The sequence below is a fragment of the Neptuniibacter caesariensis genome, assembly GCF_000153345.1.
Lineage (GTDB): Bacteria > Pseudomonadota > Gammaproteobacteria > Pseudomonadales > Balneatricaceae > Neptuniibacter > Neptuniibacter caesariensis.
Genome location: NZ_CH724125.1, coordinates 67232 through 89688, shown reverse-complemented (window position 1 = coordinate 89688; position 22457 = coordinate 67232). Strand labels below are relative to the sequence as shown.

Below are 22457 nucleotides of genomic sequence, written 5' to 3'. Positions count from 1 at the left end.
AAACACCAATGACTCAAAGCACCACGCTGCCTAAGCTAGCTGATAGTAGCTTAACCCTAGAAAACCGTATCGCTACTCTTACCTTCCAACGCGACGATGTACGTAACGCACTAACCGGTACCGAGCTTATCGACGACATCCTGGCGGTGTGCGAGTGGGTAAACCGCTGCCCTGAAGTATCCGTTTTAATCCTGACTGGCGAAGGGAGCGCGTTCTCTGCCGGCGGTAATATTAAAGAGATGACTGAACGCGACGGGGAACACCGTGAAGGCGCATTCGCTGGCGACGTTTATACGGTTCAAAACAAGTATCGCCAAGGGATTCAACGCATTCCACTAGCACTTGCTCAGGTAGATGTGCCTGTTATCGCCGCGGTCAATGGTGCTGCGATCGGCGCCGGATTCGATCTAACCTGCATGTGCGATATCCGTATCGCTTCCAGCAAAGCAAAGATGGGCGAAACCTTTGTTAACCTAGGCATCATTCCAGGTGATGGCGGCGCATGGTTCCTGCAGCGCCTGATCGGCTACCAGAAAGCTGCTGAGCTAACTCTGACGGGCCGAGTATTCGGTGCAGAAGAAGCAAAAGACCTCGGCATCGTACTGGACGTGACAGCCCCTGAAGAATTAATGGCTAAGGTAAACGAGCTTGCCAGTGATATCGCCGCCAAGCCACCACAAGCCTTAAGAATGGGTAAACGTCTGCTTAAAACCGCACAGAAGATGGAACTCCCAGAATTCCTTGAACACTGCGCCTTGATGCAAGGGATCTGTCACAACACTGAAGATCATATGGAAGCAGTCACTGCATTTGTAGAGAAGCGGAACCCCGAATTCAAAGGACGCTAGGCTCAACAAACGTAAAAGCTAAGCTAAGGAACCTGCGAACAAGTCCTGAACGACTCAGGCTTAAAGAGCGGTTCAAGATCTAGGCAACGATTACAGACATACTGGTTGTACGTCGAAAATCGTTAACGCAGAGATTGAATCGCTCTGTAAGCCCCTTTGGGTGGGCACTAAAACGACTTCCTGCTTTGTCAGGCAGTTTGGAAAGGACTCGTCATTACACTGCACTGCCTTTCGCGCACTAAGTCGTTTTCTTGCCCACTGAGAAAGTCCGGGACTTATTCGCAGGTTCCCTAATAGATACCTTAGTTTTTATGTAACGCCAAACCAACTTATGGTTTGGCATCAGCTAAAACAGTCACTATGATCACCTTTCAAACCATTGAGAGGTGATCATGAAAAACTGGCTGTTCTTATCAGTAGCAATTATCTCCGAAGTCATTGCCACCTCAGCGTTAAAGCAGAGCGAAGGCTTCAGTAAGCTAACCCCCTCCCTGCTTGTGATCGCTGGATACGCAGTTGCTTTCTATTTCCTTTCCCTGACGTTAAAAACCATGCCCGTAGGTATCGCCTACGCAATCTGGTGCGGAGCGGGGATTGTATTGATCAGCCTGATCGGATGGCACTTCTATGAACAACATCTGGATCTACCCGCCCTCATTGGCATCGGGCTAATCCTGGCCGGCGTTTTGGTCATCAACCTGTTTTCCGGGTCTACTGCGCACTGAAATAGAGGGATAAGATAACGGTATAAACATCTTACCCCTCTTTATTATCAACTCAGCTTAAATCGCTGTACCATTTCCCTAAGGCGGTTTGAAACATCACTCAGCGCAATACTCGAATTTGCAGTCTCATCTGCCGCAGCGCGGCTCTGCTCGGCGATGACCCGCACATTACTAATGCTGTTACTGATCTGTTCCGCAACGACACTTTGCTGTTCTGCAGAACTGGCAATTTGTGCATTCACATCATTCATCTGTTCAACTGACAAACTAATCCTGTTCAGGGCTGCATCTGCTTGATCAACCAAGGAAATGCACTCGGACGCTTCCTTCGTGCCCTGGCTCATCACATTGACCGTCAGATTTGCCCGCTGTTGCAGATCGCCTATCAGATTATGAATCATCTCCGTAGATTGCTGAGTACGCTGGGCAAGCCCACGAACTTCGTCAGCAACTACCGCAAAACCTCGGCCCTGCTCTCCCGCCCTGGCCGCTTCAATTGCCGCGTTTAGCGCCAACAGATTGGTCTGTTCTGCGATCTCACGAATAACATCCAGAATCGCGTTAATATCTCGGGTCTTCTGCTGAAGGTGCTCCACCTCAGAAGAGGTTTTATTCAAGCTGTGGGACAAACGGTGCATTCCCTCAGTAGCTGAGCGCATTTTCTCTCTACCCTGCTCTACCTGATCGTTCGCACTGTCTGCAGAGTTAGCCGCCTCCGATGCATTATCTGCAACATGTTGGGCTGTGTAAGCCATCTCAGTTACCGCTGTAGCGACCTGGTCAGTCTCTTCCTGCTGTTGCAGGGTGCCGCTCAGCGCCTGCTCAGTAAGTACAGCAAGCTCTTCTGCAGAGGAACTCATATTGGTGCTGGCACTATTGATTTCAGCAATCATCTCGCGCAGCTTAACGTTGGTATCACCAAGGGAACCTTGCAGCTTTCCCACCTCATCACCACGCGTGGTTTTAAGCTCTTGGGTCAGGTCTCCATCAGCAAGCACATTGGCAAAGCTCACAGCGTCCAGAATAGGACGAGTAATCATGCGGGTAATAGCAACCGCGAAGAATGCCCCTAATACGATAGCAATCAGGGAGATAACAGACACAAGCACAAGATCCTGGTGATTACGGGCTTGCAGCATAGGCCCCAATTCATCCTGCTCGGCCATTACAGATAGTTTAACCTGTTCAACATTAGCTGCGACCTGTGGGCCGATCACATCCAAGGTTCCCTGAACCAGTTCATTCCTTTTTTGGATTGCCGCAAAAATATCGCGGGTTGCTTGTAGATATAGATTACGCGCCTGGCCAAACTGTTTTAAGTAAGTGGCTTCTTGTGGTGACATCCCCGCCCTTTCTAAACCAATAATGTGTTGCGACAAAGCGTGATCCAGTTTCTCAATCGAGATCTTAAAATCTTCTACATGGTTCTTTTCCAGAAACCTAACCAGATAAAGGCGTGCTAACAGCAGGTCCTCCTGGAGGCTACCAACCAGAAACACCTTTTCTGGCTCTCCCAATTGATTGGCAAGTTCGCGAAGCTTGGAAATATTCTGACGCATTACCGGGCCCTGCTGTGCCAACACGTTGTAATAAAGCCGGTCTTCTTTCTCAATCAGTTTAATTACATCGCTGAAAACAGTTTGATAAGACGCTAGCAGAGTCGATGTTTCGGTTATCAGGCGACTACGCTCAGGGTTAGAGATCTCTTGCTTAGAACGATCAAGAAACTGATTCATCAGTGCCATCCGCTGATCGTATTGCTGCAGATCAGCTTTGTCATGACTGATAAGGAAGTTTTTAACTGACATTCTCACCTTAAGCATGTTCGCTTGCAGGCGACCAGAGAGATTGGTATCTCGTGCTAACTCTCTGTACTTGATAAACCCTGTTTCTGAATGCTGCAATCCTGTAAAACCCGCAAAGGACGCAGCAACCAACAGCAGCAAGACAAAACCGAAGCTTAGCCCGATTTTGCTCCGCAAACTTATACTATTTAATCTGCTCATCTATTCACACTTACTACATTAGAAACGAATAATTTGTTGAGATTAATTCTCATCTATAGGTGATAATAATTCTCAACAACAATTATTACAATAGAAAGCGCTCACAAATTTGTAATATATTGTAGTACAGGAAAATATTGTAAATTCCTTTATTATTAATTAGTTACTTTTGATTTAGATAGTTATCTATTAGTAATCACCTTCAAGAAGATCAAAATTCATTCACCACTAGCCCCTAGCAAACACAAGGCACTGATAGCTGAATTGAAATAAGCAATTTCGTCCAAGCAAACTTTTCTACTGAGCACTATCCTGTCTTCAGCACCAAATCGGGAGTAGAATTGAATTCAAGGTAAAACCGATGAGAGAAAACAACCAATTCCACTATCAGAAGAGTAACTGCCTGGATCAGGTCACGTTACTCAGCGCCCAGATGAATGACTTCACTTATGGCAAACATGCCCATGAGGAGTTTTCGATCGGCCTGACGATGGCGGGACGGCAAGATTTTTTTGCCAATGGGGAGTTTCACAGGAGCTTGCCGGGAAATGTTATGGTGTTTAACCCTGACCAGGTCCATGACGGCCATTCAGGGATAGATGACACGCTACATTATCGTATGCTTTACATTCACCCCGCCCAGCTAGAACCTATGTTTGAAGCAGCAGGGATGAAAAACGCTAAAGGCTTCAGAGTTCCTGAGCTACTCATTAATGATGCTCAGTTGGGCAAACATGTGCTTAGACTAGCCCAGCTTTTTGATCGTGATGACCACGATGAGATCCAACACGAATGCGAGCTCTACCATCTTGCAGTCCGGATATCACAACTCTTCGGCGCTAACAATGAGCAAGACCCTGCACGTAGAATCGATACGCTCCTGCTAAGGGCAAAGGACTATATGCTCGCTAATTTGGACAAGGAAGCCTCACTTGAGCTTATTAGCCAGCAGGCCAATCTATCCAAATACCACTTTCTTCGCCTCTTTAAAGCGCAGTTCGGTATCACTCCGCACCAGTACCTGATCAACTGCCGGGTCAATCGGGCCCGCGAATCCCTTGAAAAAGGTGCCGATATCAATGATGTGGTTTACGAATGCGGCTTTAGCGATCTAAGCCACCTTAACCGGCGTTTCAAACCCTGCTTTGGCATGACACCGAAGCAGTACCAGCAGCTCGTATTTAACAGCTAAAGCTCCCCCTACCGGAAAAATTGCTATGGAAATCTTTGCCTACGCGTTTGGCATTATGTACACCCCTGGGCCAGTGAATCTGATTAGCCTCAACGCGGGCCTACAAGGCCAAGCCCAAAAATCCCTCGGATTCTGTGTAGGCGTAGGCCTGGCCATGCTTATTCTCTTTATGATTTTTGGCTATACCGGCGCATGGCTGGTTTCACCAGAATGGCAACGCCCTATCGCGCTATTAGGTGCCTTTTACATTTTGTATCTGGTTTGGAAGATAATTAGCGGAACGCTTCGCCAAAGTCATACACCTACGGGTAACCCGGAAGAAAAGCACAGCCTGGTTTTTCGTAATGGACTTATCATGCAGTTGCTAAACCCGAAAGCGCCTGTCGCTATTCTGCCGATCGCTACAGTACAATTCCCCGCTGCGCAAATAGATGGGGCCGGTATTGCGGTCTGGTCATTCCTGCTTGCCTGCATGGCGTTTGGCGCCCCGGGAAGCTATCTGCTCATCGGCGCAAAGCTAGGCAAGCTGGTTCAAAACCCTATCTATTTCAAAGTCATTAATCTGGCCTTAGCCGCTCTGCTGTTATGGGTAGCGGTCGATATTCTAGCCGCCAGTTACTAGAGTCTAGCGACTGGTGACTATGTTTAAGCCGGCTCCTGCTGGGTGGCGCAATGAATACTTCCGCCACCAGCTGCTATTCCATCGATACTGAGCTGGAGAATATCACGATCCGGGAAAGCCTCTTGCAGGGTTTGTTTTGCCATTCGATCGGCACGTGGATCGCCAAACTTTTGTAACAATACCGCCCCGTTACACACATAGAAACCGATATAACCCGCAGCATAGTTTTCATCAGCATAAGGGTATGAAAGCTCTGAAGGTGCTTCCAGCGAATGAACCTTTAGTGCTGCGCCCCTTGCATCTGTAGAAGCTCGCAGAATATCCAGATGTTCAAGGGTTACTTCATGATCAAAAGAGTGAGGGTCCGGATCAAAACCCGCAGCAACGACACCGGGCCGGATAAACCGCGCATAGAAGTCGGTGTGGCCATCAGTAATATCCATGCCTTTAATACCCGGTAACCAGATAATCTTCTCAAGCCCTAGCAACGGCATTAACTCATCTTCAAAGCGCGCCTTTGACCAACCCGGATTACGATTGCTATTCAATACGCAGCTTTCAGTGATAATCGCGGTTCCTAGGCCATCCACCTCAATACAACCGCCTTCTAAAACAAGCGAGGTTTTAATCAACGGTACGCCGGCACTTTTGGCAACTTTAGCGGCTACCAGGGCATCCTGATCGTGAACCTGCTTATTTCCCCAACCATTAAAATTAAAATCGATCGCCGATTTTTGCTTAGATTCATCCTTCACAAAGATCGGCCCAGTATCACGCATCCAAAGATCATCAATACCCGCTTCAACCAGCTCGATCCGGCTATCCAAAAGCCGTTCTGCGATGGCTCGCTCATGAGGTCTGACTAACATGGCCACCGGTTCATATTCGACAATCGTGTTCGCTATATCAGCCAGATCCTGACGAACTTCCGGTAGCAGTTCTGCTCCCCAGATTTCCCTGCTAGCTCCAAATGCCATCCATGTTCGCAGGTGCTTTTCACCCTCTTCCGGCATGTGCCACTTTTTATGCGCTTGTGCGACAGGCTTTCCTGACATCAGTGCTCCTGCGCTTAACAGCCCCGCCTGAACCAGCAGTTTTCGACGACTAATCATTATCCATATCCACTTTTAACAGATTCGCCCGCTCAGGGAACAGATTCACCAGATCAAGAACGCCCTTCTCTAAAGGATGATCTTTACGATAAACCATTGAAATTTTAACGTGTCGCGGCCCAACGCTTACCGGCTCAATTAAAAGTGATTTTTCATAGCGACTACCAACGACCATGTTCTTACCGATAACGGTGTAACCAAGGCCCGCAGCGATACAACCTAACACCCCATCAGAACTACTCATCACCATCAGCTCTTCGTCACCTCTACCTGCCGCATGCTGCCACTCTAAGGCACGTTTTCGATAACCGCAGCCTTCATCTCTGACAAACATGATTGGCTCATAACTATCCCCCAGCGGGGTGACAACAACCAGTTCCTCACAGACTAAAGGGATAGTGATCAGCTCTTCATGCTCGGGTGCATTACCTATCACCGCGCAATCCACCTGACTGTTCAGAATCGACCCCACTAACCTGTCACTGGTATCGGTAAACATCTTTAGTTTTATCTCTGGGTGCGCTTCCCGCAACGCTTTAAGCACTAAAGGCATATGCACCGCTGCAAAAGTTTCTGGCATGCCAATTCTCAGCTCATAACTGCCTTTACTCTGCTTAATGGCCGCTATCGCCTGTGATTCAAACTGAAGAATCTGCTTTGCATACCCGTAGAGCTGCTGCCCTGAAGGTGTTAACTCAAGGCGACGACCCACTAATCGAAACAGTTTCGCCTCTAATTCATCCTCAAGTTTTTGAATACGGGTGGTTATATTCGACTGCACCGTATTCATCTTTACGGATGCGCCCTTAATTCCACCTTCATCGACAACCGCCTTGAAGGTTTTTAACCCGGTGATTTCCATACAGTTCTCAAATAGTGAATTGTTTGTTCTGAATGTTTCAATTTTTAAGAGTACCAGAAAACGCTAGAGTTGATGAATAGAAATACAAGAACTGATTGAGATGATTATGCTGAACAATCTGAGTAAAAGCCGCGTTTACCTCGCAGGCATATGCAGTCTGATCGTGACAGTCGGTGTAGCGCGCTTTTCCTACACCCCATTGCTACCCATCATGCAGGCGGAAACAGGCCTCACTGACGCCGGCGGCGGCTGGCTGGCAACCGCAAACTATATGGGTTATATGCTCGGGGTTTTAACCGCGGCAAGCATGAACAGCCTCCATCATAAATACCTGTTGCATCAACTGTATCTGATCCTCAGTGTGATCACTTCCATAGCAATGGTTTTTACTACGGATATTTATCTGTGGTCATTCTTCAGACTGGTAGCGGGGATCTGTGCATCGGGTGGGATGATTATCGCATCGGGCCTGATTCTCAAGTGGCTGGTTATGAATAAATACCGGGGAGAACTAGGCGTTCACTTCGCCGGTATAGGCATCAGTATTATCTTTACTGCATTGATTGTCGAAGGCCTATTGATGCTATCAGCCGACTGGGAACAACAGTGGCTGTTCTTTGCCGGTGTCGCTGCGGTCTTTGCAGTTCCTGCCTGGCTTTGGATCCCCCACCCTAAAGCAGATGCTAATGGCCAGGCCCAAGTGATAAAGGATAATCCACCTAGCAAGACCTTCTCACGGATTATGCTACTGGCATACTTCTGTGCCGGTTACGGCTACGTAGTTAGCGCAACGTTTATTGTTGATATTGTCGAGGGCTTTGCCGCTCTGGAAGGTAAAGGGCCACTGGCATTTGTCGTGATAGGCCTTGGTGCGATGCCTGCAGTGATCTTCTGGGACAGAGTTGCCCGCAAGGTAGGCTATCTCAAGGCATTGATCGGCACCTACGGATTACAAATTTTTGGCATTATGGTGCCGGCATTCTCAGATTCACTAGTGTTTGTTTTGCTTAGCGCGCTTATATTCGGCGGTACATTTGTCGCCTGCGTCAGTCTGGTGCTGACCATGGCGGGACAGTTTTATCCAAGTAATCCGGCTAAGTTTATGGGCAAAATGACCCTTGCCTACGGCACCGCACAGATACTTGCCCCCGTCTGCACGGGTTATCTGGCTGAAGCACTGGGTGATTACAGCCTGGGGCTATATATCTCTGCAGCAGTTATGGTTGTCGGGCTCGTATTGATTCTGTGCCTGGTGATGCTTGAGAAACGTGAACTCTCACAGCTATCTGAAGCTGCTATGGAAAGCAACGAACTAGAAGCACCAAAACCCAGTTAAGAGTAATAGATCTTAAGTTTTTCAACCGAGAGATCGATATCCACCTTAACAGGCTCGTCAGCTTCGCGACGTCCTTGTGGATTGGTTCTGACAATATCCAGAGAGCGGTCAAACTCTTTGCGGGTAGATTCATCCTTACGACGATCTATCAAAGAGAGGCGCCGCTCGTTACCCTCATATTGATCAAAGAGATAGCGTGTACGCCACTCTTCAGCCAACTTGAAAGTGGGGATATAAGGGCTCACCTGATCTTGATTCTCGTCAACCCAATAATAGATAAAGCCTGATTCATTAAAGTCTTTAACTAATAACAATGACGGCCTCCTGAAGCCTTACTGTTACCAATACAACAGAATCAGTTCTTAAGCTTTAATTTCTGCCAATTTTGGGATTGTTAGATCCAAACTGACCTGAACTGGTACATCAGTAACTCGCCTTCCCTGACATGATTGTGGCTTTCGTTTAGAAAAAAATATTCTAGTGCCACCCAATTTCATCTTCGCACTTTTCTCGCGCCTGTCAATTTTACTCGACCGACGCTCCTCTCCAGAATACTGATCGGTGTAATAACTTAACCACCACTCTCTTGCATATTCAAGTGTTGGTAGCTTCGGGCTCACTTGTTTGCCCGTATCCGGATCAATCCAATAATAAAAAATCTGGAATGATTCAAAATCCTTGATGAGTTCCAACATAGAACTACCCCATGGGCTTTCTTGCCTCTTATCAGGTTGGTACGTACTTCAATGATAAGTTTAGACGGGGGGTAAGCAGTATGCAGATGAGAAATGTTCATTCATAAAATTGATTCAAACCCTAATAATTAATTTTTTCCCAAGCCCAATTCTGTCTTCACAAACCTGATTTATGTATCAAAAAAAAACCTATTAAAGTAAAAACCAATTAAGCTTTTAAAAGTTAATATGTTGTAATAATTTAAGTTTTTAAGAGTTGAGTCCGAGAATTAATTACCAGCCCCTCTATAATGCACTGCTGACAAAAGCATAAACAATCGTTTGAAATCCCTGAACTAAGTCACAAATAACGGTCTTAAAAAACCAAAAAGCTGTTTGAAATTTATACATCTGCAAACCTGATCATTTATTTTGTGCTTAACTGCAATGGAACCCTAATGGCCAAACCTGCCGTGAGACAGGGACGGAAAGCTACAGGTCTATGTTTTGATGTCATTAGATGGCTGAGCTGCGCAGAAAATAAAAGCAGTTGAAAAAGGATGTAGACAATGAATAAAAATTATAACTTAAAGATGGTTATTTCTGGACTAGCGCTAAGCCTTCCCATGACAACTCAAGCTGTTGTTTTAGACTATGAAGCTGTACCAAAGGGCTACGTGTACGGAGAAGTGATTGAACAAGGCTTCAGTACATCAACAAGACGATGTTCTTCGTACCCAAGTATCGAAGCATGCGTTCAAAATGCTACATACCTACAACAGTTCAATGCAGGGTTAGGCAACGATGATTCGCGCTGGATTAACTACCAGCAAAATTATCTATCACTAAATTCAGGAGCCAGCCTGTTACATACGGTAATTATAAAACCAACTGACACCGCAGCCACCTTTACGCTTTCAGGCCTATCACTTTCTAAAGCCTATCGCTACGATGCAGCACAAAGTATTACGATCGCTGGCTATGATGAAAATTTACTGAAAACCGTTGAAGTAACTGTCGATGTATCAGGGGGATTAGAATCTTTTATTTTAAGTGGTTTTGAAAACCTTAAGGCTATCAGTCTGATTGGTGCAACAGGCCTTTCAAGATTCTCATTTGATAAAATTGATGTCACCGCTGCTACAGCAGATTCATATACCTGTACCGGCTTCTCTGCTCCGATGGATAAAAACGTTTCTGTTAAGAAAAACAGAGCGCTACCCTACAAAGCAATTCTTACGGATGGGAATGGAGCTGAAATAACAAACACTGACATTACTTCAGCTCCAGTAATATCAGTTATGTACTCCTCTTCCGCAACACCTGAAGGCGCTGTAGAAGTCGATTCGCTCTCACCTGGGCAGTCATTTGAAGGCAACCAATTTGAATATATTGACGGGCAGTGGCAGTTTAATCTCTCTACAAAGAACTACACAGCATCCGGTAACTATTTTGTCGAAATGAGATCAGGCGATTCTACAGAATACAATATTGATCCTTCTTGCATCGGGACATTTACGGTTAAGTAGCCACAAACAAAAAAGCCCTGAATAATCAGGGCTTTTTGTTAGTCACGTTATCTAAGATTAGATACGTGCAGCTGGGATCGCCTGAGGAGCAACGCTTAAGTCTTCGCTTGGTGGAGCGAATCGAGTCAGGTTGATACCTTCAACGGCTTCTTTGTACTCTTCCAGAGACGGGAAACGACCCAGGATACAAGACAGAACAACCATTGGAGTAGAGCCCAGCAGAGACTCACCTTTCTTCTCAGCAGTATCTTCTACAACACGGCCCTGGAACAGACGAGTAGAAGTAGCCAGTACAGTGTCACCTGCTTCTGCTTTCTCCTGGTTACCCATACACAGGTTACAGCCTGGGCGTTCTAGGTACAGAATGTTTTCGTACTTAGTACGTGCTTCTTCTTTCGGATTCTCATCAGAGAACGTGAAACCAGCGTATTTAGCCAGAATGTCCCAATCGCCTTCTGCTTTCAGCTCGTCAACGATGTTGTACGTTGGTGGAGCAACAACCAGAGGTGCCTTGAATGTGATTGGACCGTTCTTCTCCAGGTTACGCAGCATAGCAGCGATGATCTGCATGTCGCCTTTGTGAACCATACAAGAACCAACGAAGCCCAGGTCAACCTGACGGCCATCGTAGTAAGAAGTAGGACGGATCACATCGTGCGTGTAACGCTTAGAGATGTCTTCGTTGTTTACGTCTGGGTCAGCGATCATTGGCTCATCGATTGCGTCCAGGTCAACAACCAGCTCAGCGTAGTACTTAGCGTTGTCGTCCGGAGCCAGCGCAGGCGCTTCGCCAGATTTAACTTCAGCGATACGCTTGTCAGCCAGATCGATCAGACCCTGCAGCATACCTGCTTCGTTTTCCATGCCTTTGTCGATCATGATCTGGATACGGGACTTAGCCAGTTCCAGAGACTGGATCAGCGTCTCATCAGTAGAGATACAGATAGAAGCTTTCGCTTTCATTTCTGCAGTCCAGTCAGTGAACGTGAACGCCTGGTCAGCCAGCAAAGTACCGATCTGTACTTCGATTACACGGCCCTGGAATACGTTTTCACCAGCGAACTTCTTCAGCATCTGCGCCTGAGTCGCGTGTACGATGTCACGGAAGTCCATGTGTGGCTTCATAGAACCTTTAAAGGTTACTTTTACAGACTCTGGGATCGGCATTGCTGCTTCACCCGTCGCCAATGCGATCGCAACCGTACCGGAGTCAGCACCGAACGCAACACCTTTAGACATACGGGTGTGAGAGTCACCACCGATGATGATCGCACGATCGTCAACAGTGATGTCGTTCAGTACTTTATGAATAACGTCAGTCATTGAGTGGTAAACGTTTTTCGGGTCACGTGCAGTGATTACACCGAATGCGTTCATGAATGCCATCAGCTTAGGCGTGTTAGCCTTAGCTTTGTTATCCCATACAGACGCTGTGTGACAACCAGACTGGAAAGCACCGTCAACACTTGGTGAGATTTTAGAAGCAGCCATCGCTTCCAGTTCCTGACAAGTCATAGGACCAGTAGTGTCCTGAGAACCTACGATGTTCACTTTAACGCGAACGTCAGAACCTGTGTGCAGAGGAGTCTTAGAAGTCACGCCAACAGCGTTGCGGTTGAAGATCTTCTCAACAGCTGTCAGGCCCTGGCCTTCGTGAGAGATCTCTTTAGACTGTGCGTAAACTGCTGGTGCTTCAACGCCCAGTGTTTCAGCAGCAAACGTCTGCAGTTTCTTACCGAATGTTACCGCGTAAGAACCACCTGCTTTCATGAATTCCACTTTCTGTGGTGTGAAAGCATCAGAGATATCAGCCAGTTCTTCGTCGCCGTTGTACAGCTTCTTAGCTTTAGTATCGATCGTCAGAACTGTACCTGTCGCAACAGAGTATGCTTCTTCAAGTACTGGGTCGCCGTTAGCATCACGAACTACTTCGCCGTTTGCGTCAGTTTTCTTAACCCAGTTTTTCAGGTCAAGACCGATACCGCCAGTTACACCAACAGTTGTCAGGAAGATAGGCGCGATACCATTAGTACCCGCTACAACCGGCTTGTTGTTTACGAATGGGATGTATGGAGAAGTTGGCTCACCTGCCCACAATGCAACGTTGTTTACACCAGACATACGGGAAGAACCTACACCCATGGTGCCTTTCTCAGCGATCAGCATCACTTTAGCGTCTGGGTTGTCTTCACCCATCTGCTTAATTTCTTGCTGAGCTTCTGGAGAGATCATGCACAGGCCGTGTAGTTCACGGTCAGCACGTGAGTGAGACTGGTTACCTGGAGAAAGCAGGTCAGTAGAGATATCACCTTCAGCTGCGATGTAGGTGATAACTTTAATTTTCTCTGGAATGTCATCCAGCTTAGTGAAGAACTCAGCTTTCGCGTAGCTTTCCAGAATCTCTTTAGCGATCGCATTGCCCGCTTTGAAAGCGTCAGCCAGACGAGTCGTGTCAGCATCGTACAGGAATACCTGAGATTTCAGAACTTCACCTGCAGCCGCAGCCTGAGCATCGTCAGACAGTGCGATGTCCAGTAGTGCTTCAACAGAAGGACCACCTTTCATGTGAGACAGTTGCTCAAGAGCGAACTCTGGAGAGATCTCAGCAACAGTTTCTTTACCCAGAACGATGTCTTTTAGGAAAGCCGCTTTAACGCCAGCCGCTGGAGTAGTACCAGGTAGAGTGTTGTAGATGAAGAAGTTTAGAGAAGCTTCGCGCTCTGCATTACCCGTGTCTTTAATCTGGGCAATGATTTCAGATAGCAATTCAGCACTATCGATTGGCTTTGGGTTCAGACCTAGGTCCTTTTTACGAACCTCAATTTCTTCTAGGTACTCAGAATAGTAGCTCATAGCGTCCAACGTCTCACTTAGATCTAGTTATGATTTGGTGCGGATTATAAAAAAAAAGTACCAAGCACCTCAATCAAAACTATTTAAATGAGGCTTATAGTCGGTATAAATAAAAAAAATAGTACTAAAATCAATGCCTTCAGCAGGGTATACATTGGTTGTACGTATTTATTTTATAAGAATATTTCTCCTTTTTTGCGTCACAGGAGCCGCAAAAACCACCTCTACGATCACTGATATATACAATTGTGACCCGCCCCTCCACGCCTGATTAGCCATATAAATGTAGCGGTGGCCGTAAAAACGACCTTATAGTTATCTAAAAATTATTCATCTCCATCTAAATACACTAGCAAATAGTCGAAGATTGTATGTAATTCAGACGAAAGTATTCCTCTATCACTTGATTTAAGACGCCTATCGGCTAAGATTGTCGACAATCCTGAAAAGTTAACACTTATAATGCAGGAAATAGCGGTTCGCTTGACGGCTGAAATACGACTGACAAAAAAATCGAGCAACTCGGACTCTGTAAGGACGAAGGCTCGTGCAATAAAAGTTGTAGATTCGGCAGCGCCCAATCTGCGTGAGGAATAAATAATGACAAGCCCAATCGATTTCGATCCATCCAGCTCTGTTAAAACACTCCCCGGTACAGAGCACAACTACCATAGTCTGCCAGCAACGGCTGAGCAGTTTGGTATCGACCTTGATGCACTCCCCTTTTCCCTTCGCCCTATTCTTGAGGGTATCGCTCGCAATGTTGGCCAGAACGGCATAACGGCTGAGCAGGTTAAAGCGCTGGGTAGCTGGACTGAACATCAAGGCAAAGAGCCGATTGAGATTCCTTTCACTGCCGGTCGCGTAATCATGCATGACCTGAGTGGCACGCCTGCGATTGTTGATTTTGCAGCGATGCGTTCAGCCGTACAGCGCATGGATCTGGACCCGGCGATTATCGAACCCCTGGTTCGTGCAGATCTGGTTATCGACCACACAGTCACAATGGATAACACCGGTAGCCCTGCTTCGTTAAGAATCAATGGCGAGCTGGAAGCTGAACGAAACAAAGAGCGTTATGCCTTCCTGAAATGGGGCGCACAGGCCTTTGAAACTATCCGCATTATTCCGCCACAAACCGGTATCGTGCATCAGGTAAACCTTGAGTATCTGGCTCAGGGCTATCTAAACAACAATAACCTGATGATCCCCGACACGCTGATCGGTATGGACAGCCACACGCCTATGGCAAACGCACTGGGTATTGTTGGCTGGGGTGTTGGTGGTATTGAAGCCGGTGCATCCATGCTAGGCCAGCCTATGCAGATGCTGGCACCTGAAGTAGTCGGCGTAGAACTAACCGGCGCATTAAGAGAAGGTGTGACCGCAACTGACCTGGTGCTAACCATTACTGAAATGCTACGTAACTTCCCAGGTGGCGTCGTCGGTAAGTTCGTTGAATACGTCGGTGAAGGCTGTGCCAACCTGTCCCTGCCAGACCGTGCGACGATTGCCAACATGTCGCCTGAATATGGCGCGACCATGGGCTTCTTCCCATTCGATAAGATCTCTGCCGATTATATGAAAGCAACGGGCAGAGACGGCGACCTGCCACTGGAATTCTACAAAGCGCAGAACATGGCATGGAAACAGGGTCAGGCGCTGCCTCGCTACACGGATCTGCTGCAGCTTGATCTATCCACCGTTGAGCCTTCTGTTGCAGGTCCTAAACGACCGCAAGACAGACTTCCACTGGCTGAGATCGGTAATGTATTCCGTAAAGCGGCTGCTGAAGGCGAGCGCAACCCAGAAGTTGTAAAAGTTACGCCAATGAAGGCAGACGAAGCGGGTATTTTCGCACCGCTGCCTGAGCGAGAACTAAAAGACGGCGATATCGTGATTGCCGCGATTACCGCCTGCACCAACACCTCTAACCCTGGCCTATTGATTGCCGCAGGTCTGCTGGCGAAGAAAGCCAACGAACTGGGCATGAAGGTACCTGACGGCGTTAAAACATCCCTGGCTCCGGGGTCCCCTGTTGCAACAGACTTCCTGACTAAGGCAGGGCTGCAGCAACACCTGGATGCTTTGGGCTTTAATACGGCAGGTTACGGCTGTACCACTTGTGTAGGTAACTCAGGTCCGCTGGCACCAAGCATCGAAGACGCCCTGCAAAACCACGACATTATCGCCGCGTCGGTATTGTCCGGTAACCGTAACTTCGAAGGCCGTGTCCACCCGGATGTTGATACCAACTTCCTGATGTCGCCACCACTGGTAGTGGCAATGGCGATGGCTGGCAACGTGAATATCGATGTCACTAAAGAACCGATCAGTCAGGATGCTAAAGGCAACGATGTCTACCTAAAGGATATCTGGCCGAGCAACGCTGAAATCAGCCAAACCATGCTTGAGTGCATGGATCCGAAAGCGTTCCGTGAAACCTATGAAAACGCGTTGGACGGCCCTGCTACATGGCAGAACCTGGAATCACCTACCGGCCCTGTATATGACTGGGCGCCGGATTCTACCTACATTCAGGAGATCTCATTCTTCGATGGTTTCTCACTGGAAACACCTAAAGATTCACTGAACAACATCTCGGCTGCGCGTATGCTGGTAATGTGTGATGACAACACAACGACCGACCATATTTCGCCGGTAAGCCGTATTCGTCCGGATTCCCCTCCAGGTGAATACCTGAGCTCGCAAGGCGTAGCTGACGAAGACATGACATCATTGGGTGCCCGTCGTGGTAACCACCACGTGATGCTGCGCAGTATTTTCGGTAACGTCAAAGCCCGAAACCTGCTACTGCCAGGCACCACAGGTGCGGTAACTAACTACTACTCATCTGACAGTGCTCCGGCACAGATGTCTATCTACGATGCCGCTGAGCGCTACCGTAACGAAGGCACATCGACTGTGGTATTCGGCGGTAAGCTGTATGGTACTGGTTCCTCCCGTGACTGGGCGGCGAAAGGCCCTGCACTGCTGGGCGTTAAAGCGATTATCGCAGAAAGCTTTGAGCGTATTCACAAATCCAACCTGGTCGGCATGGGCGTATTACCGCTACAGATGCCTGAAGGTATAACACGTGCATCGCTGAACCTGGACGGTACCGAAACCTTCGACCTGAACGGTATCGATACTCTGGAGCCACGCGGCACAGTTAGCCTGACCATTAACAGAGCAGACGGCTCATCTCAGCAGTTGGAGCTAACCTCCCGTGTTGATACCTCCTCTGAGCTGGATCAGATCCGCCACAAAGGTATCCTGCCAATGGTACTGCGCGATATTATCGCTGCGAATAGCTAAGCCAGCTTTTAGCTTGTATAAAAAAACCGCCGTTTATCGGCGGTTTTTTTGGACTTAAGATGGTATAGCTAACACCCTTGATTAATAGCTAGTTATCCGTTTACTCTACGGACTACTTTGTAGACCTGATTACCAATCCATCATTCATTCCCATAAATGATTGGCCTATGTTTTTTTCAACAGAAAAACTTGGCTCATAACCAGACTGCACGATCTCTCGATACAAACAATCAAGAATACTATAATTTTTTACAGGTATTCCTTCCTCCATTTTAAGAGAAAGAAAATTTGAATTTCTCAAGGGCTTAATGAGGGTTTGACCTGGTAATGAATTAATTTGACTATGAGAATCAATATGCTCCATAAGGTCTGTTTTTACAAATACTATATCTTCTACTAAAGAAAGATCTGCCAACTCCTTAAATGATAAGAATTCAGGCATATCATTCCGAATAACAAAAACATATCCAATATCAATTGGATCAACCCCAAAATAACAAAGATTATATGCCAAAATACACTTATCTAATGGTTGCATCCCTTCTTTTTTTAATAATTCCACTTGTTCTAAAGCCCAAGTTTTTATAGCCTCATCAGAGGCAGAATACCCTTTACCTTCTCTTTTTGCTGATTGAGGTAAACGATCAATATATCCCATATAGTGCTCCCCACTCCGGTGGTGAACGCTACTATTAAGACCGCCGACAGCGTTTAAGCTCAAGAAATTCTGTTCTGTAGTTGGTGCCACGGATATTGCTGCTAAGCCATGCCACTGATCATTATCGATAATAGGCCTTAGTCTGTGAATATTCGTCGTTATATAATTTTCAACGGTTTGGGGCTGGTACTTAGAATAAGATATTCTTTTTAACCAATCACTGTAATCTGTTTCATTTTTTATATCTTTGTGAATTTCAATACAATTTGAATCATTCACTGAGAAATAAACTGAAACATCAAGCGCTGCACATATTGATGAAATGTAATCCTCTACAGACACTTCAAGGTCTTCAGCCCTCATTTGATTGCGTTTTATTAATACTTTATCGGTGCTTTCTAATATGCCTTCCTTCAAATTCAGTTTTATTTGGGTAGAAATATTAGAATTGAAATCTTCGGGAATTTCATGTTTAAGTAGAGGCCGTAAAGACAAGCCATTATTAAAGTTTAACTGCCGTACATCTGAAGATCCTCCATTCCATGGTTTACTAGAGACTCTTACTTTATCAGCCCCCATAAATACGGAATAAAACCCAATCCCAAACTGACCAACTGATTTAAATTTAGAGGAGCGAAGACCTGGGAACTCACTTTGGACTAAAGAAGACGTCCAAAAACTTGTACCAAAATCTAATAAAGGACCTGTTAATACTCGCAGAGACATACCTACGCCATTGTCCTCAATATATAAACACACCCCATTATCATCACTAATCAATCGAACAGTTATTTGTCCAATAAAATCTTTATCGATCTCTCTTCTAGCATGTATGGAATCCCTTGAATTTTGTATAAGCTCTCTGAGGATTACTTCAAATTTATCGCAGCCCGCACCATATAGTTTCTCACCACCCAGCGAACTTACAAGATTTTCCATGTTACCTACATGGACTTCTGCCATGCATGGATTCCAACCCTCAGTTTGAACATATTTTGACATTAACTCTGGTGATTCAACACCTTTAACCCTTTTTACTTGAAATTGAGGAGTTTCAACTTGCCTGGACTCAAGTAATGCATTAGATGACCTAATTTCTTGCTCAATCATATTAATAGTGTCATAGACAACCCACCATGCTTCTGATTCGTTCTCCAAAAATCTATGTGTGGAAGTAAATAACAGGGTTGAGTTAGTATTATCGGATTGATCTAAATCTACTGACGCTAATTTGTTTTGAGCTTGCCAATGGGTATATGAAATTCCTCTTCTTTTTATCAAAGCATGAAGGAAATCTGGAGCTCGCTCATTATCAATGTGGGCAGCATCCGCACAACGTACCATACAAGCAATTTTTATAGGGTCAATTCGCCAATCTCGAGGAAAACCTGGTAGGACGTTCACCTGATTAGGCAATTTACTTGCAACATCTTCAATTGACCAATGATGACTTGCAGCAATTTGCCCAATCAACTTACCAAGGTGCTTTCTAAGAGTATTGTTTTCTAGAAGAAATAACGGGGATTTTGTTTCAGGATCTACCCAGCTTTTTTCGGTTAATGACTCGGCTTGATGTGCATGGAGAGCCCTCAAAGCTGAAAAGTCTGCGATTTTTTCTGCTTCAGCGACATCAGTTACATTCTCAGAAACACTTGCATAAGAATCTTTCCAAATATCGGTCTGGCGTATTCCTTCGATTCCATTATCATAAGCTTCAAAGCATAAAGCTGAATCATGTAGTAATACTGCACCACCAAACACAAAAGCTTCAAGAGGATTGAGTGGATAATCATCACCACATATTAGATCTGCAACTTCCCATAAAGCATCTAAATGACTTATGTCATGCTGCGTTAGTCCCGGTAAAATCGATGAAATTTGTGAAACTAAGTGTGTAGCATTATCTCTAAATTTAATAAAAGATATTCTTAATTCATCACGCTTTTCTTTGTATATGTCATCGTTCACCTCACCTAATGTACGATTCCATAATTTTGTATATTTTATTCTTTCTATCGACAATTCCATATCCTCTGGATTAAACGGCTAACGCCCGCATTTGGGGCTGTAGTGAAGCGCAGCGGAACGGAGGTCCCAGCCCCGAAGGGGCGAACAACATGCGCTTGTTAAATGGCTAGACTTCCAGCTTAGGTAAGCTAACATTTTTAATATGATCACGAAGATTCACTAAGTCTTTTTTCTTTAGCTTGCCAAGAACCTCTCTTTTTCTATAAAGGTCGCCATTGCCCAAGTGGGCAACGAGGTTTTTGGGGTAATTGTGAGCATGAGGATTCGAGGGGAATGGATCAGCATCATTTTTGTGAATCCGCCATACTTCGCCTTTCGTTCGAATGGTCTGCTCAGTGAGGGATATTGGAATATGTTCTGGAATGATTGATTCATCTAGAGCAACCTCGCAGATAAATTCTGGATCGAACCTGGAAAAATCAAATGAGGACAACAACTTGATGATCTTTTCTGCTGGGAGATCCATGTAGAGAAGATCTGTCGAGCAATTCAGATCCAAAACTTCGACTAAAGCATTTTGAATATCTTCACTAGTGACTCGTAGGGAATCTGTACTCAGCTTCTGAATTGCCTCTCCAGAGTCTTTTATATATTGATTAATCCAATCACTGGGATCTTGCACAAGACTTTCCTTTGCCATTTAACATTTGTATATACAGGGGTCCGTATATCTACCCTAACCGCATTTGTTTAATAACAGATGTAAGAAATTGAAAAGGAAGGAAAGCTAGAAATTACCGAGACTCTTCCGTGACAAACCGCGCATGCGCTATATCAATGGATACCCACCCCTTGAAAACCAAGGGTCCATGGTATCTACACGCGTTAGACTTCCATCTGTCTGATTTAATTACTGTTTTAACTTAATCTTCAGAGCAAAACAAGCAATCAGAACTGACAAACATGACATAATCAGTCACTGAAATGCCACTGCAAAAAATATACGGTATGAGAATAGTCAGATGATTTTTGGCAAGAATAATACGCAGCAGATAACCAATGACCGGTTCAGCGTGTAAAAATCAAAAGCGGTAAATTGGAGAATAAAGCGGAGAATGATTCTCTAGCGACTAGCTTCTATAACCTAGCTACTGAGTTTTTGGAGATGACCCCACCAGCCACATTCCGGCACATGAATCCACCGCTGTGGCTGCTCCCTTCCGGGCCTGACCAGGTTCACGATTTATCATTGCGGAAGGACCAGCAGGGCCACCATTGCGGGCCTGAGGGCCTTGTTTGAGTGAGATCACTCAAGACAGGCGCGCAGTATACCAGTGAAAATCGAAGATGCAAATCTAATCTTGATAAGCATCTGATTTATTGAAGAATAGTCGTTTAATCTTCCCCGTAATGGCTCAGTAGCTTGCGCACATACCACCACAAAACACCGGCAATAATCGGCACGGAGAAGCTTAGCCCCATCAGCACATCGTCGCGTAAAGGAGCCTCAGTCACGGTGTTACGGATGGTTCGCTCCAACAGATCGAAGGCGTAGTAAGTCACTACGATAATGGTGAAGCTTTCCAGCTTGGCTTGCAGGCGCAGTTGGCGTCTGGAACGATCATTGAGGCGCTCCAGCAACTGCTGGTTCTGCTGCTCAATGGTCAGATCAACTTGCGAGCGAATCAGGTCAGTCGCACGGGCAATACGCCGGGATAAGCGTTCGATTCGCATATTGGCCGCTTTACAGGTACGTCTTGCTGGATCCAGGCGTCGTTCCATAAATTGCGCCACGGTTTGCAGGCCCTGCATACGATCTTCACGCAGCTCGGTTAACCTGCTATCAACCACCGCAAAGTAGGCTTCAGAGGCAGCAAAGCGGTTGGCGGTTTCTGCTGACAGCTCCTCAACTTTTGCGGCAAGTTCCATCAACTGTTTAAGTAACTCGGGGCGGTTAGGCTGCTCAGCTATGCTGTGGGTTATCTCGGCAAGTTGCAGATCCATCTGGGTTAGCAATGGCATTAACTTTTGCGCTTCAGGCAGGGCCAGCAAAGCCGTATGGCGGTAGGTTTCAATTTCGCATAATCGCTGTAACAGCCTTCCCGCCTGGAAAGCTTTCAGGGAAACATCATTAACGATGATTTTTACAAAGCCGCTCTCATCGGATGGATAGAAATCTGTCCAGAGTTTGGCAGCTCCGCCCATGATTTCCGCTCCGGACACCTGATGCTCGCCAAAGTACATTTTCAGATCAGGCTTCGGCGTATCAGCGACATCGAAGTAGATCTCTACCCCGCTTAATAGCTCCCCCGGTAATGGCTGCCACAATGTGGCAATGGTATCGATGGATGCCGAGCCATACTGGTAGAGCGTCAGGGTATAGAACTCATTGTGCGGTTCATACCTAACGCCATACTCTTCGCTGCTGGCAAAGAAGAAACCTGACTTCTTCGCTGGCGCGTCTATCTTTAGTGTCGCAAGTAACTTGGCCAACCCTTCGTTCAGCGCATCTCTGTCATCCGAAGCACAGGTCGCCGCTATGTGTAAAAGCCCGAGAGGTGCTTTAAATGGCTGGAATGGTCGGGAGTGAACTTCTGAAGTGATCTGATCGCGTAAGGGATGGCTTTGCATCAATAAATCCAGACAAACTATTTTGCATATATACTAAAGTTTAAATATTAAATTTTAAATCACCCATCTGGGGTATTGGCTTTTATTGATTATTCGGTTGATTGAACGAGTGTAAGTTGCAGG

Annotated in this window: 16 protein-coding genes, 1 other RNA gene and 1 riboswitch; of the genes, 7 read left to right on the top strand and 10 right to left on the bottom strand. The window is 46.1% G+C overall.

Features of this window, described 5'->3' with window-relative positions:
* Positions 1 to 8: 8 nt before the first annotated feature.
* Complete coding sequence (locus tag MED92_RS00415) at positions 9 to 848, top strand: enoyl-CoA hydratase-related protein (RefSeq protein ID WP_007019478.1); 840 nt, start codon at positions 9 to 11, stop codon at positions 846 to 848.
* A 392-nt stretch (positions 849 to 1240) separates the two neighbouring features.
* Entirely contained in the window at positions 1241 to 1573 is a 333-nt protein-coding gene (locus MED92_RS00410) for a DMT family transporter (RefSeq protein WP_007019477.1), read from the top strand.
* Positions 1574 to 1620: 47 nt separating this feature from the next.
* On the opposite strand, the gene MED92_RS00405 is transcribed toward MED92_RS00410, so the two are convergent.
* Complete coding sequence (locus MED92_RS00405) at positions 1621 to 3579, bottom strand: HAMP domain-containing methyl-accepting chemotaxis protein (protein ID WP_007019476.1); 1959 nt, start codon at positions 3577 to 3579, stop codon at positions 1621 to 1623.
* 361 nt (positions 3580 to 3940) lie between these two features.
* Here MED92_RS00405 and MED92_RS00400 point away from each other — a divergent pair, with 361 nt between their 5' ends.
* Positions 3941 to 4771 (top strand): AraC family transcriptional regulator, encoded by an 831-nt coding sequence (locus tag MED92_RS00400; RefSeq protein WP_007019475.1) that lies wholly within the window; start codon positions 3941 to 3943, stop codon positions 4769 to 4771.
* Between the two features lie 25 nt (positions 4772 to 4796).
* Positions 4797 to 5393 carry a LysE family translocator gene (locus tag MED92_RS00395; protein WP_007019474.1) on the top strand — a complete coding sequence of 199 codons (597 nt, stop codon included), beginning with the start codon at positions 4797 to 4799 and terminating at the stop codon, positions 5391 to 5393.
* A gap of 23 nt (positions 5394 to 5416) precedes the next feature.
* Here the strand turns inward: MED92_RS00395 and MED92_RS00390 are convergent, their stop codons facing one another.
* Positions 5417 to 6505 (bottom strand): agmatine deiminase family protein, encoded by a 1089-nt coding sequence (locus MED92_RS00390; protein WP_007019473.1) that lies wholly within the window; start codon positions 6503 to 6505, stop codon positions 5417 to 5419.
* Positions 6498 to 7367 carry a LysR family transcriptional regulator gene (locus MED92_RS00385; RefSeq protein ID WP_007019472.1) on the bottom strand — a complete coding sequence of 290 codons (870 nt, stop codon included), beginning with the start codon at positions 7365 to 7367 and terminating at the stop codon, positions 6498 to 6500. Before MED92_RS00385 ends, MED92_RS00390 begins: the two co-directional genes overlap by 8 nt.
* Positions 7368 to 7473: 106 nt before the next feature.
* Here MED92_RS00385 and MED92_RS00380 point away from each other — a divergent pair, with 106 nt between their 5' ends.
* Positions 7474 to 8703 carry a YbfB/YjiJ family MFS transporter gene (locus tag MED92_RS00380; protein WP_040661756.1) on the top strand — a complete coding sequence of 410 codons (1230 nt, stop codon included), beginning with the start codon at positions 7474 to 7476 and terminating at the stop codon, positions 8701 to 8703.
* On the opposite strand, the gene MED92_RS00375 is transcribed toward MED92_RS00380, so the two are convergent.
* Both MED92_RS00375 and MED92_RS00370 read right to left on the bottom strand, forming a co-directional pair.
* Entirely contained in the window at positions 8700 to 9017 is a 318-nt protein-coding gene (locus MED92_RS00375) for a hypothetical protein (RefSeq protein ID WP_007019470.1), read from the bottom strand. The two genes, MED92_RS00380 and MED92_RS00375, sit on opposite strands and share 4 nt — an antisense overlap.
* Before the next feature lie 48 nt (positions 9018 to 9065).
* A complete protein-coding gene (locus MED92_RS00370) occupies positions 9066 to 9398 on the bottom strand; it encodes a hypothetical protein (RefSeq protein ID WP_007019469.1) in 333 nt (110 codons plus the stop codon).
* A gap of 430 nt (positions 9399 to 9828) precedes the next feature.
* Positions 9829 to 9914: riboswitch (cyclic di-GMP riboswitch) on the top strand.
* 32 nt (positions 9915 to 9946) lie between these two features.
* Between MED92_RS00370 and MED92_RS00365 the strand changes: the two genes are divergently transcribed.
* A complete protein-coding gene (locus tag MED92_RS00365; protein ID WP_007019468.1) occupies positions 9947 to 10906 on the top strand; it encodes a hypothetical protein in 960 nt (319 codons plus the stop codon).
* Between the two features lie 57 nt (positions 10907 to 10963).
* Here MED92_RS00365 and MED92_RS00360 read toward each other — a convergent pair whose 3' ends face one another.
* On the bottom strand, positions 10964 to 13759 hold the full coding sequence (locus MED92_RS00360; RefSeq protein ID WP_007019467.1) for a bifunctional aconitate hydratase 2/2-methylisocitrate dehydratase: 2796 nt from the start codon (positions 13757 to 13759) through the stop codon (positions 10964 to 10966).
* A gap of 600 nt (positions 13760 to 14359) precedes the next feature.
* On the opposite strand from MED92_RS00360, the gene acnA reads away from it, so the two are divergent.
* On the top strand, positions 14360 to 17077 hold the full coding sequence (gene acnA, locus MED92_RS00355; protein WP_007019466.1) for an aconitate hydratase AcnA: 2718 nt from the start codon (positions 14360 to 14362) through the stop codon (positions 17075 to 17077).
* 112 nt (positions 17078 to 17189) lie between these two features.
* Here the strand turns inward: acnA and MED92_RS00350 are convergent, their stop codons facing one another.
* The 4 genes from MED92_RS00350 to MED92_RS00340 all read right to left on the bottom strand — a co-directional run bounded on the left by MED92_RS00350 (position 17190) and on the right by MED92_RS00340 (position 22334).
* Entirely contained in the window at positions 17190 to 19757 is a 2568-nt protein-coding gene (locus MED92_RS00350; protein ID WP_162010841.1) for an HD domain-containing protein, read from the bottom strand.
* A 112-nt stretch (positions 19758 to 19869) separates the two neighbouring features.
* The gene (locus tag MED92_RS00345) at positions 19870 to 20385 is read right to left on the bottom strand and encodes a hypothetical protein (protein ID WP_154715109.1); all 516 of its coding nucleotides are present in this window, start codon (positions 20383 to 20385) and stop codon (positions 19870 to 19872) included.
* A gap of 487 nt (positions 20386 to 20872) precedes the next feature.
* Positions 20873 to 20969: signal recognition particle sRNA small type (gene ffs, locus MED92_RS18760), an RNA gene on the bottom strand.
* 129 nt (positions 20970 to 21098) lie between these two features.
* On the bottom strand, positions 21099 to 22334 hold the full coding sequence (locus MED92_RS00340) for a DUF3422 domain-containing protein (RefSeq protein WP_007019463.1): 1236 nt from the start codon (positions 22332 to 22334) through the stop codon (positions 21099 to 21101).
* Positions 22335 to 22457 lie beyond the last annotated feature (123 nt).

Excerpts from the sequence above, each read along its gene's own strand:
- MED92_RS00415 (WP_007019478.1), top strand. The coding sequence starts at position 9 with ATGACTCAAAGCACCACGCTGCCTAAGCTAGCTGATAGTAGCTTAACC.
- MED92_RS00410 (WP_007019477.1), top strand. The coding sequence starts at position 1,241 with ATGAAAAACTGGCTGTTCTTATCAGTAGCAATTATCTCCGAAGTCATT.
- MED92_RS00405 (WP_007019476.1), bottom strand. The coding sequence starts at position 3,579 with ATGAGCAGATTAAATAGTATAAGTTTGCGGAGCAAAATCGGGCTAAGC.
- MED92_RS00400 (WP_007019475.1), top strand. The coding sequence starts at position 3,941 with ATGAGAGAAAACAACCAATTCCACTATCAGAAGAGTAACTGCCTGGAT.
- MED92_RS00395 (WP_007019474.1), top strand. The coding sequence starts at position 4,797 with ATGGAAATCTTTGCCTACGCGTTTGGCATTATGTACACCCCTGGGCCA.
- MED92_RS00390 (WP_007019473.1), bottom strand. The coding sequence starts at position 6,505 with ATGATTAGTCGTCGAAAACTGCTGGTTCAGGCGGGGCTGTTAAGCGCA.
- MED92_RS00385 (WP_007019472.1), bottom strand. The coding sequence starts at position 7,367 with ATGGAAATCACCGGGTTAAAAACCTTCAAGGCGGTTGTCGATGAAGGT.
- MED92_RS00380 (WP_040661756.1), top strand. The coding sequence starts at position 7,474 with ATGCTGAACAATCTGAGTAAAAGCCGCGTTTACCTCGCAGGCATATGC.
- MED92_RS00370 (WP_007019469.1), bottom strand. The coding sequence starts at position 9,398 with ATGTTGGAACTCATCAAGGATTTTGAATCATTCCAGATTTTTTATTAT.
- MED92_RS00365 (WP_007019468.1), top strand. The coding sequence starts at position 9,947 with ATGAATAAAAATTATAACTTAAAGATGGTTATTTCTGGACTAGCGCTA.
- MED92_RS00360 (WP_007019467.1), bottom strand. The coding sequence starts at position 13,759 with ATGAGCTACTATTCTGAGTACCTAGAAGAAATTGAGGTTCGTAAAAAG.
- acnA (WP_007019466.1), top strand. The coding sequence starts at position 14,360 with ATGACAAGCCCAATCGATTTCGATCCATCCAGCTCTGTTAAAACACTC.
- MED92_RS00340 (WP_007019463.1), bottom strand. The coding sequence starts at position 22,334 with ATGCAAAGCCATCCCTTACGCGATCAGATCACTTCAGAAGTTCACTCC.